11 protein-coding genes and 1 pseudogene are annotated in these 10,146 nt (G+C 51.7%); 4 read left to right on the plus strand and 8 right to left on the minus strand.

Features of this window, described 5'->3' with window-relative positions:
* Positions 1-239: 239 nt before the first annotated feature.
* Positions 240-1,304: a tetratricopeptide repeat protein gene (locus P378_RS12025; RefSeq protein ID WP_238473172.1), complete on the minus strand. Its 1,065-nt coding sequence runs from the start codon at positions 1,302-1,304 to the stop codon at positions 240-242.
* A 233-nt stretch (positions 1,305-1,537) separates the two neighbouring features.
* On the opposite strand from P378_RS12025, the gene P378_RS12030 reads away from it, so the two are divergent.
* On the plus strand, positions 1,538-1,990 hold the full coding sequence (locus P378_RS12030) for an N-acetyltransferase (RefSeq protein ID WP_099083420.1): 453 nt from the start codon (positions 1,538-1,540) through the stop codon (positions 1,988-1,990).
* 28 nt (positions 1,991-2,018) lie between these two features.
* On the opposite strand, the gene P378_RS24190 is transcribed toward P378_RS12030, so the two are convergent.
* From P378_RS24190 to P378_RS12050, 5 genes and pseudogenes are all read right to left on the minus strand, one after another.
* Positions 2,019-2,411 (minus strand): FAD-dependent oxidoreductase, encoded by a 393-nt coding sequence (locus P378_RS24190; RefSeq protein ID WP_420796000.1) that lies wholly within the window; start codon positions 2,409-2,411, stop codon positions 2,019-2,021.
* Positions 2,408-2,947, minus strand: a complete 540-nt coding sequence (locus P378_RS24195; RefSeq protein WP_420796001.1) for an NAD(P)/FAD-dependent oxidoreductase — start codon at positions 2,945-2,947, stop codon at positions 2,408-2,410. Before P378_RS24195 ends, P378_RS24190 begins: the two co-directional genes overlap by 4 nt.
* A 105-nt stretch (positions 2,948-3,052) precedes the next feature.
* Positions 3,053-3,262, minus strand: coding sequence for a cation transporter (locus P378_RS12040; RefSeq protein WP_099083421.1), 210 nt, complete (start codon positions 3,260-3,262; stop codon positions 3,053-3,055).
* 25 nt (positions 3,263-3,287) lie between these two features.
* Positions 3,288-5,721, minus strand: a pseudogene (locus P378_RS12045) (heavy metal translocating P-type ATPase).
* A gap of 56 nt (positions 5,722-5,777) precedes the next feature.
* Positions 5,778-6,299, minus strand: a complete 522-nt coding sequence (locus P378_RS12050; protein WP_099083422.1) for a hypothetical protein — start codon at positions 6,297-6,299, stop codon at positions 5,778-5,780.
* Between the two features lie 128 nt (positions 6,300-6,427).
* On the opposite strand from P378_RS12050, the gene P378_RS12055 reads away from it, so the two are divergent.
* The gene (locus P378_RS12055) at positions 6,428-6,622 is read left to right on the plus strand and encodes an LAS seventeen-binding protein 3 (protein ID WP_099083423.1); all 195 of its coding nucleotides are present in this window, start codon (positions 6,428-6,430) and stop codon (positions 6,620-6,622) included.
* Between the two features lie 123 nt (positions 6,623-6,745).
* Here the strand turns inward: P378_RS12055 and P378_RS12060 are convergent, their stop codons facing one another.
* Complete coding sequence (locus tag P378_RS12060) at positions 6,746-7,342, minus strand: TatD family nuclease-associated radical SAM protein (protein ID WP_099083424.1); 597 nt, start codon at positions 7,340-7,342, stop codon at positions 6,746-6,748.
* 80 nt (positions 7,343-7,422) lie between these two features.
* On the opposite strand from P378_RS12060, the gene P378_RS12065 reads away from it, so the two are divergent.
* The gene (locus P378_RS12065; RefSeq protein WP_099083425.1) at positions 7,423-7,824 is read left to right on the plus strand and encodes a TIGR04086 family membrane protein; all 402 of its coding nucleotides are present in this window, start codon (positions 7,423-7,425) and stop codon (positions 7,822-7,824) included.
* Positions 7,825-7,829: 5 nt separating this feature from the next.
* Here P378_RS12065 and P378_RS12070 read toward each other — a convergent pair whose 3' ends face one another.
* On the minus strand, positions 7,830-9,056 hold the full coding sequence (locus tag P378_RS12070) for a two-component system sensor histidine kinase NtrB (RefSeq protein WP_099083426.1): 1,227 nt from the start codon (positions 9,054-9,056) through the stop codon (positions 7,830-7,832).
* 347 nt (positions 9,057-9,403) lie between these two features.
* On the opposite strand from P378_RS12070, the gene P378_RS12075 reads away from it, so the two are divergent.
* On the plus strand, positions 9,404-10,146 hold a 743-nt coding region (locus P378_RS12075; RefSeq protein WP_238473173.1), incomplete at its 3' end, for an IS3 family transposase.

The following is a 10,146-nucleotide window of genomic DNA, read 5'->3' on the forward strand; positions in this document are numbered from 1 at the left end:
TAAAATCTAGTATTTCTCCCGGTCCTAAACTTTACTATATTTCTCTTCCGTCGGCGATCTCCCTGCTAGGAAAGACAAGTTTTTTGTTAAAATTCTTAAAAGAAAAATCCTTATTAATAAACAATTTTCCTGTTTCGTGGACGCATAATCCCGTTTTGTCGTCCTAAAATGCCACTCGGTTAAGTACCATTAGTTAAAAAATAAAAACTTGGCTGTTAACCAAGTCCTTAAAGTTATATTTACCCCGCCAATCCCAATGCCCTGCCGTAACATTCGGCGGCTTCGCGCATTTTTCCTTGTTCGGCCATCAGTTCTCCGCGGAGGCCCCAGGCCTGGTGGTTATGGGGTTCTTCTACCAGGATTTTTTCCACCACTTCATAGACTTCGTCCAGGTGGCCCAGGCTTAGCAGGCAGTGGCCGTAGTTTAACAGGAAGGTATTGTTTTTGGGAGATAAATGTACCGCCTGGCGGTAGCATTCCAGGGCTTCCGGGATTTTATCAAGGTTTTCCAGGCAGATGCCCAGGTTGTTGTGCAAGGTGGCGTCCTCGGGACAGGACTTGACGGCACTGCGGTAGCAGACAACTGCTTCTTCTACCCTGCCCAGAACATGGTAGCAGGAGGCCATATTGCTTAACAGGCCCAGGTCATTGGGCAGGAACTGACGGGCCACTTCGTAGCAGGACAGGGCCTCTTCGTAGCGTTCCAGATGAAACAGGCTGTAACCTTTGTTGTTTAACAGTTCTGCGTTGCTAAAACCCAGGGACTGGGCTTCTGTATAAAGTTCCAGTGCTTCCTGGTGCCGGTCCAGTTTGCTCAGAGCAAGGCCTGTGTTAAACAAGACGGCCGGGTCATTGCCGCCCAGGATGCGGGCCTGCTCGAAACAGGTCAGCGCCTCGCGGTACCTGCCGGTTTCCAGCAGCAGAAGGCCGCTGTTGTTAAATTCAGAAATTTTATCGCCGGCCGGGGCTTCCGGAATGTAGGTATTGTCCAGCAGGGGATCAAAAATCTCGATGTCGTCCCAGCGGTTGGATTTGATGCCCCCGTTGCTGGCCCGCTCCAGCCAGTAAAGAAAACTGCCGGGTCCCAGGTCGGAGGCGGCCTTCTTACAATGCAGGGCGGCCTGGTCAATTTGTCCCAATTTTAAATATAAGCGACTGGCTTGCAAATGCAAGTCAGCTTTATCAGGGTCTATTTCAATGGCTTTTTCTAGGGAACGCAACGCTGGTTTGCCTGCCCCGGCGGCTTCAAACAAGCAGGCCATGATTTGCAGAAAACTCACTCTGTTGATGGCCTTGAAAATCAAACCTTTGGGCCTCCACATCCTAGCATCGCTCCTTTATTTTAAACTTTAGGTATAGGATTCTCTGCTAGAGTTGACTAATCCTTCCAGATGATCCTTAATTCGTATGCCAAATCCCCTGGTGTTTTGACAATATTCTGTAAAAGCTACGTTATACTTTTTCTTAAAAAATTAACATTCCTTCGTTCGCGGAACAGTGTTATAGTATAACTAGAAAAAATAAGGGTAGATGATCCATGCAAGTGCTGACAGCTCCCAACAACGAACTGATGTCATTTCAGATGACTTTGGAAAGTATGTTGGGCCACTCCCTTTGTTTTATCAAGCATGTTCTTTTCCCGGGCTGCGTCTATATCACTTCCATTGAACACAACGACGAGATTGAAGAAGAAAACTTTTATTTGATTTATGAAATACAAAGAGACCGGGGAGGTCTTCCCCAGGCAAAAATACACTTCCTGCAAATTCCCCTTCGGCTGAGAAATAAGGATCTGGGCACAAAGATTTATCATTTACTGGAGAAACTCCTGATCAAACAAGGGTGTACCTCCATTGTTCTGGAAGCCAGAGTCAATTCCTTAAACCCCAGGGATAACTCGGTGGGTTTTTGGGGACAGCAGGGCTTCGTGCCGGGTGTCCACTACGCCTTTGATGATGAAAACTTCCCCATGATGAAAAGACTTGTTTAATATAAAAAGAAGGCCTGCGGGCCTTCTTTTACACTGTGGCAAGTTCCTTTGCCGTCTCTTTGGCTTTGTTCCTCAGTTCATCCAGATACTTGACGGCGCTCAGGGCCGCCACTTGACCCTCCCCTGTAACTTTGCTCAGTTGGTAAGGGGCGCCGGTACAGTCCCCGGCGGCAAAGACGCCCGGAATGTTGGTGGCGCCGCTGCGGTCGATGACAATCCCTTTGTTGCTTACATCCAGGCCGGGTACCAGTTGGTCAGGCAGCACGGACTCCCGGATGATGAATATACCGTCGGCAGTTAATTCCTGTCCCTCCAGGGCCACTCCCGTGGCCCACATGTCACCGGTGATGCCCACCGGTTTCCCTTCAATCCTTTGGATCTTTTCATCTAATGTAATTCCTCTGACATCCTCTTCTTTCACCAGGGAAACCAGCAGTACCTCCCGGGCAATTTCCGATAGGAAATTGGCTTCTTCCAGCCCTTCCCGGTTATAAGCCAGGACGACGACCTTTTTCCCTTTGTACAGGGACCGTCACAAGTGGCGCAGTAACTGACCCCCCGGCCCAGGTAATCCAGTTCCTGTTGAATGGGTTTAACGGTGCTGACCCCGGTGGCGATAATCACCGCACCGGCTTTATAAAACAAATCTCGGGACTGCAGGATAAAACCGCCTTCTCCGGGGTAAGCGCCGGTGACTTTATTTTTATAAATCTCCAGCCCCATTGCCTTTACATGTTCCAGGAACCGCTTGCGCAGTTCTTCGCCGGTCATGTTATGCAGTCCCAGGTAGTTATTAATATGCGGCGCATGGTGCAGCTTTGGGCTGCAAAAATCGGTGCCAAAGATGCCGATTTTCTTTTTCCGGATGGCCCCGTTGACCGCTGCGGATAAGCCTGCAGGGCCGCAGCCGATGATGGCAATGTCAAATTGATCCTTTATATTTAGTTCGTTCCCCATGGTGTTCCCCCCGTTTTCTAAAAGAGTATTGTTGCCAAAGTATCTTGTTCTTATGTATGGCCCCTAAGAATGACCAAACCGCACCCGGGGGTACGGTTTACTTCTTTAGCCGACAACGACATAACCTTCATTCATAATGGCCTGTTTAATGGCTTCCAAGTTGCTGCTGCCATCGTGGGTTATCTTGACACGGTTTTCTGCCGGCGTAGCGTCTACCCCTTGCACTCCCGGAACTTTTTTGACAGCTTTTTCCACTGCCATTTTGCAGTGATTGCAGCTCATGCCTTCTACCTTAAGCGTAATTGTGTCTGCCATTTTCCTTCCTCCCTTTTGTTACCCCTTAATGACGGGGAGTAAATCGTTTCAGCCGCAGGGCATTGGTCACCACCGAAACCGAGCTGAAGGCCATGCTGCGCCGGCCAGGACGGGGTTTAACAGCCCTACGGCTGCCACCGGAATGCCGACGGTGTTATAAACCAGCGCCCAGAAAAGGTTTTGCCGAATATTTCTGATGGTGGCCCTGGAGAGGGCAATGCTGTCCACCAGGCCCCAGAGGTTGCCGCGAATTAACGTAATATCCGCCGCTTCCATGGCCACATCGGTGCCGGTGCCGATGGCAAAACCAACGTCCGCCGTGGCCAGGGCCGGGGCATCATTTATGCCGTCCCCCACCATGCCCACCACTTTATTTTGTTCTTTCAGTTCCTTCACCTTTTCCGCCTTGTCCTCCGGCAGCACTTCGGCCAGAACATTTTGAATGCCCACCTGGGCCGCGATGGTACGGGCGGTTCTCTGGTTGTCCCCGGTCAGCATCCAGACTTCGATTCCCATTTCCACCAGCCGTTTGATGGCGGAGGCGGATTCTTCCTTTACGGTATCGGCAACGGCCAGCAGGCCGGCCGGTTTGCCGCCCACGGCCATCAACATGGCGGTTTTGCCCTGTTCTTCCAATGCCTCTCTGGTGGCATCCCATTGGGAAAAGTCGATCTTGTTTTGGGACATGAGTTTACTGGTACCTAACAGAATTTCCTCTTCTTCTACCCTGGCCTTCACCCCAAAACCCGGAATGGCCGTAAAATCCGTCACGACAGAGGGATTCTCGCCGGCCTCCCCCGCTGCTTCCACAATGGCTTTGGCCAGCGGGTGCTCGGAATTTCGTTCCACCGCAGCGGCCAGTTTCAGGACCTTTGCTTCCTGGTTGTTGTAGTCACCCAGAGTGAACAGATCGGTCAGTTTGGGCTCCCCGTGGGTGATGGTGCCGGTTTTATCCAGAACGATGGTGTCCAGACGGTAGGCCTTTTCCAGGTATTCACCGCCCTTAATTAAAATGCCCATTTCCGCACCTTTGCCGGTCCCCACCATGATGGAGGTGGGTGTGGCCAGTCCAAGGGCGCAGGGGCAGGCGATGACCAGCACCGCCGTGGCGGATAAAAGGGCCTGGGAAAGGTCTCCGGGTTTAGCCCATAGGTACCAGGCAGCAAAGGTGATGACGGCAACGGCCACCACCACGGGGACAAAATAGGAGGAAATCACATCCGCCATCCGTTGAATGGGCGCCTTGCTGCCCTGGGCCTCTTCCACGATGCGTATAATCTGGGCCAGGGCGGTGTCTTTGCCCACTTTGGTTGCTTGAAAGGTAAAGATCCCCAATTTATTGATGGTGGCTCCGATGACCGGGTCCCCCGGCTGCTTATCCACCGGGACGCTCTCGCCGGTCAGCATGCTCTCATCCACCGTAGAGGTTCCTTCATGAATGATGCCGTCCACGGGTATTTTTTCCCCGGGACGAACCACCAGCATATCCCCCACCTGCACATCCTCAATGGGGATTTCCTTCTCCACACCGTCCTGGAGGATCCTGGCGGTCTTGGCCTGTAAGCCATCAGCTTGCGGATGGCCTCGGAGGTCCTTCCCTTGGCCACCGACTCCAGCATTTTACCCAGTAAAACCAGCGTGATAATGACGGCGCCGGTTTCGTAATAAACCTCCGTCTGGCCGATTTGTTGGCCAAAGAAGGTGGCGGCCACACTGTAGAAGTAGGCGGCGCTGGTGCCCAGGGCCACCAGGACGGACATGTTGGCGCCGCCTCCCCGCAGGGAGCGCCAGGCATCTTTATAAAAATGGAGACCGGGACCGAACTGAATGGCCGTGGCTAAGGCAAACTGGGCATAGGGGTGAAAGATTTCCCAGCGCATGGCGTCATGCCACTCCGCCAGCATGACCACCATAAAGGCCACCAGCGGCAGTGAGAGGACGGCAGAAACGATAAACAGCCTCTGCTGCCGGCGGATTTCCTGCTCTCTCTCCTGTCGTTCGCAGTCGGCATTGGTCTCCCCGATCTCGCCTACAGGTGTATAACCGGCGTCCCGGATGGTCCGCCGGATGTCCGCCGAGTTGACCTCCGCCGGATTGTATTTGACGGCTGCCTTTTCAGTCGCCAGGTTTACCGCAGCGGTAAAAACCCCGGGCAGGCGGCTTAAAACCCGCTCCACCCTGGCCGAGCAGGCCGCACAGGTCATTCCCTTCACCTTTACCTCCAGCTGCTCCTGGACAACCTTGAACCCGATGTCCTCAATCTTATGGATAATTTCAGCCAGGGGCACAACAGCCGGATCATAATCAATGGTAGCCATTTCCCCTGCCAGGTTCACCTGAGCCTTCTCCACACCTGCCAGTTTGCCAAGGGTACGTTCAATTCTTGCAGAGCAGGCGGCACAGCTCATGCCTGTGACTTTCAACCGGGTTTGTACAGTAGCCAAATCTACACCACCCATTCAGGAAAATGTTACCAAAGATTGTACATCCTAAAGAACCGGCGGTCAATGTAAGATTACTGACGTAAGGCCCTTTCCATCGCCTGCCTTAGAGGTTGGTTTTCCGCCATGTCATTCAGGGCATCCCTCAATTGGGGCGCTTGAAAGGCCTTAATCAGCGTCGGCCGCAGGGCCGGGTCACTTAAAATTTCCACCAGCGCGGTATGCCCGTTGGGCTGGGCAAAGACCTTGACCATGGCCGACTGCATTTGGGGCGTCTGCATCTCCAGGGCCATGGCCCGCTGGACATCGGGGTCCTGCATCATGCGTACATGGGCCTGCTGCATCTCTTTGCTGCTCATAATGTCCGTCATGGCCCGGTGGGCCCGGTCGGAACTCATGATATCGGCCATGTTTCCTCGATTGCGTTCATTGACCAGGTAGGCCATAACGTCCGGTTCGGTTACATTGACCTGCCCCGGCGCCGGTTTGGCCGCCGGCTCCCTAACACCCAGACCAACGGTGGGCGCCAGCCAGATCCCCAGCAGCATCCCAAACACCAGCGTTCCGGCCAGGGCCGAGAATTTCCAGATATTCATGCTTTTCCATCCTCCTAAAAATCGTTTTCTTTATTCTTTCCCGGTCACCTGTTTTTATCAAATCGGCCAGGTATAACAAAACCTCACCGGGCAAGAATAATAAAAATCGGGTTAAGGAGGCGAAAACGATGGATAAGGACAACCGCGACAACTACCAGTTGGAAGAGGAAAAACATTACGACACCGGCAAAAAGTTTGTCTATGAACCAACCGGGTCAGCCACACATATTAACACAGACGGCAAGTGGGAACATGATTTTTATGATAAAAATAAAGAAAAAGCACGCAACCTTGGTACGGGAGATAATCCCCTGGCGGAGTAACGGTATCAGGCCCCTGGTTTTAATCAAAACCCGGGGGTTTTTGCGTTTTTACCGTCTGAAGGCCAAGAGGTAAGAGATTGGAAATGAGAATACTTTAAAATAAAATTTCTCACCTCTCACTTCTCAAACGGTGGGCTTCCTTAGACGAAATTCCGCGCCAAGTTCCCTGGCGATGGACCGGCAGGCTTCCACATCCACACCCGGCCACTCAACCACAGACAGGATCACCCTGGGAATGACCCCTACACATTTTCGGATAAAGTCAAGCATGGAGAAATAGGCCTGTTCGCCCTCCCTGGGCTGGCATAGCCTGACATAGGTGGCTGCGTCCTGGGCATTTAAAGAGATGGAGACGGTATCAATCAAGCCGGCCAGTTCCGGGACCACATTGCGCCCGTAAAGACTGTTTGCCTGCCCGTTGGTATTGATGCGAATGGACCGGGCCCCCCTCTTTTTCAACTCAGCCGAAACTTCTCTGACCATCTCCAACCGGGACAGCGGTTCCCCGTAGCCGCAAAAAACGATTTCCTTATACGGCCGGGGGTCTTTGACGGCATCCAACACTTCCGGTAAAGAAGGTTCTCTGCTGAGCCATAAATTATAGCCAACGCCGCTTTTGGTCCGCCGAATGCAAAAGTCGCACCGGTTTGCACAGTGGTTGGTAATATTGAGATACAAGCTGTCTTCAATCTGATAGCTTACGATAAATTGCCTGTCCATTTACGTCTACCCTTTCTTTTATGTCATAAATTTCAAGTTCATTCAATAAAATATGTTAAATGGTGTAGGAGGTAAAAAATATGGCACTTCTGAAACAGGAAACGCCCGGTACTCCGGTACTTCATTTTCCCTCCATTTACCGGGGCACGCTGGTATCCCTGGGCTTTTCCCTTGGCTTAAGTATTCTTGCCGGCCTGGCCTATTATTTTACCAGTCTGCCCGAAAGCTCGATGCCCTGGGTTGCAACCGTCATCCTTTTTGTCAGTGTGGTTGTGGGAGGCGGTTATGCCGCCAAAAGGGCCCGCAACCGAGGACTTTTTAACGGTTTGGGCGTAGGAGTCGCCACCTTTATTATTCTCTGGCTTTTGGTGGGACTGTTTTTACCCGGAGATGTCTTACTGGTGGGTGCCTTAGGCAAACTGGCCTTAACGCTGGCCGCCGGCGGACTGGGAGGAATGCTTGGTGTTGGTCTGGCCTCTTAGCCATGCTAGGAGGCCTTTGGTTTTTCACAATTGACCAGGGGGAGTTTAACCGAAAAGGAACTGCCCTTGCCCACCTCCGACTTTACCGACAACCTGCCTCCATGGTTGTCCACGATCTGGTAACTGACCGGCAAACCTAAACCCGTTCCTTCAGGACGGGTGGTGAAGAACGGGTGAAAAATCTGCGCCATGTGTTCCCTGGGGATGCCCGTTCCTATGTCGTCAAAGGTAATGATGACGGCCTGCTCGGCCTCCAGGTAACGGGCGGCAACGGTCAATTTCCCCCCGCAGGGCATGGCATGGATGGCGTTGCTTGCCAGGTGCCAGAACACCTGCTTGATCTGGTCTTCATCTAGGACAAGCAGCGGCAATTCCCGGCTGTATTCTTTGTCAATCGTAATGCCCCGGCGGCCGGCTTCCCCTTCCACCAGCAGTAAAACCTGGTCCAGCAAGGGGGGCAATGAAGCAAAACTCAGGTTTGGCGTGGTTCGGTGGGCCAACAGCAGCAGTTCTTTGATAATGCTGTTAATCTGGTTAATCTCAGTCAACATCACCGAAATGTGTTCTCTGGCCGGATCATCAGCGGCGAAACGCCGGGACAAAATTTGAATCAAACCTTTCACCGAAGTCAGCGGGTTGCGTATTTCGTGGGCCGTTCCGGCGGCCAGTTCCCCGATCATGGCCAATTTTCCCCGCTGGCTTAAATGCCTGCCCAAAAAGGATTGTTCCGATACCGGCACGCCGATCAACATGGCCCCGGAGGAGGTTTCCCCATTCTTTAAAATTTCCGCAGTGCTCAAAACATAGTATTTCAACTCATCTTCCCGCTGGCAGGTATAATACTGTTCATGGTATACCTGCTTCCCTGCCAGGGTTTGGGCCAGGAGATATAAGGGAGAATCGGTATCATAAGACAGTTGAAGAATGTTAAGAGCACCATCCTCCCGGGAGATGCCGCAAATCTCCCGGGCCAGGTGGTTGATATCGGTAATTTGACCGTTACTGTCCGCAACAATGACAGCAACCGGCAGGTCCTCGATAAACCTGTTGGAAACCGGTTCTTTGTCCTGGCGGGTGCGTCTGTAAAGAAAAATGAATGCTGCTGACAGCAGTACGACGTCTGTCCCGAAGGAAACCCAAAAAGGAACATGTAAGGCTGCACTCATCCAGTGAGAAAAACCAAATACAACCAGCAACAAAACAAATACAATTCCCCACACTTGTTTTGTCATAGGGCACCTTCTTCCTTATTTCCTATCCGGCAGGAATTGTATTATGTGTGTTAAGTTGGGTATGGGTTGACAAAATGGAATAGGCTGGGAAATAAATCAACCACCCGGGCTTGCCCCAGATGGTTGAGTATCCACAGTGCTCCCCTTATAATGATAGTTACCACACCAACATAATAAGGGGGAACTGCTGTGTATACTCATCCTACCGTATTACGCTGCAGAAGGCAAGCAATGATACTTGATGGCAGGAAAATTTATAGCGTCGTGAAATAGCCAGCCGGTGCCAAATGTCCCATACCACTTTCTATAAGTTTTTAAACAGATATAAGGAACAAGRCGAGAACGGATTGCACGATAAAGAACGTGTACCAGGTATCCGGCCTAATCAAACGCCGCCGGATATAGAAGAAGCTATCCTGGCTTTTGTCCAGGAACACCCAGCTTATGGACCCAAAAGGATCAGCGCCGAACTGAGAAAACCAGAAAACGGCGGAATTAAAGTTGGCGAAACCGCTGTATACGGGGTACTTAGACGCAATGGCCTCAATACCAGGCGAGAACGCCTTAAATGGATTGATTCCCTGCAACCTCCGCAGGAGAAAACAGCCTGGGAGCTGGACAAAGAGGCCAGCCAACACAGGCACGTACATGCTCCCCAACCTGGTTATCTTATGAGCCAGGACGGGAAACTTATTGGCCGCTTGGCCGGTATCGGAAAAGTGTATGTCCAGGTAGGGGTGGATTGTGCCAGCAGCTACGGCTGGGCACGGCTCTACACCGACAAGACAGCTGAATCCGCTGCTGATTTTCTGGACTATGTCCATCGCGACTATCAGTCTATGGGYGTTAAGTTACRGCGGGYTCTGACGGATAACGGMAAGGAATACGGCTCGTCCGAACCCACCTATGATCATTATTATGGTGCTACATGCCTTATCCTGGGTGTTAAGCACAAGACCACCAAGGTAAAGCACCCCTGGACCAACGGTTATGCTGAACGATTTATTCAGACTCTATACCAGGAATTTTTCCAGGTAGCATTAAGGCGCAAAAGATATTTCTCTGTAGAAGAACTCCAGTCTGACCTGAA

It is taken from the genome of Desulforamulus profundi (genome assembly GCF_002607855.1).

What these genes read in the sequence shown, in the direction of transcription:
- P378_RS12030 (WP_099083420.1), top strand. Translation starts at nt 1,538, where the DNA reads ATGCAAGTGCTGACAGCTCCCAACAACGAACTGATGTCATTTCAGATG.
- P378_RS24195 (WP_420796001.1), bottom strand. Translation starts at nt 2,947, where the DNA reads ATGGGGAACGAACTAAATATAAAGGATCAATTTGACATTGCCATCATC.
- P378_RS12040 (WP_099083421.1), bottom strand. Translation starts at nt 3,262, where the DNA reads ATGGCAGACACAATTACGCTTAAGGTAGAAGGCATGAGCTGCAATCAC.
- P378_RS12050 (WP_099083422.1), bottom strand. Translation starts at nt 6,299, where the DNA reads ATGAATATCTGGAAATTCTCGGCCCTGGCCGGAACGCTGGTGTTTGGG.
- P378_RS12055 (WP_099083423.1), top strand. Translation starts at nt 6,428, where the DNA reads ATGGATAAGGACAACCGCGACAACTACCAGTTGGAAGAGGAAAAACAT.
- P378_RS12060 (WP_099083424.1), bottom strand. Translation starts at nt 7,342, where the DNA reads ATGGACAGGCAATTTATCGTAAGCTATCAGATTGAAGACAGCTTGTAT.
- P378_RS12065 (WP_099083425.1), top strand. Translation starts at nt 7,423, where the DNA reads ATGGCACTTCTGAAACAGGAAACGCCCGGTACTCCGGTACTTCATTTT.
- P378_RS12070 (WP_099083426.1), bottom strand. Translation starts at nt 9,056, where the DNA reads ATGACAAAACAAGTGTGGGGAATTGTATTTGTTTTGTTGCTGGTTGTA.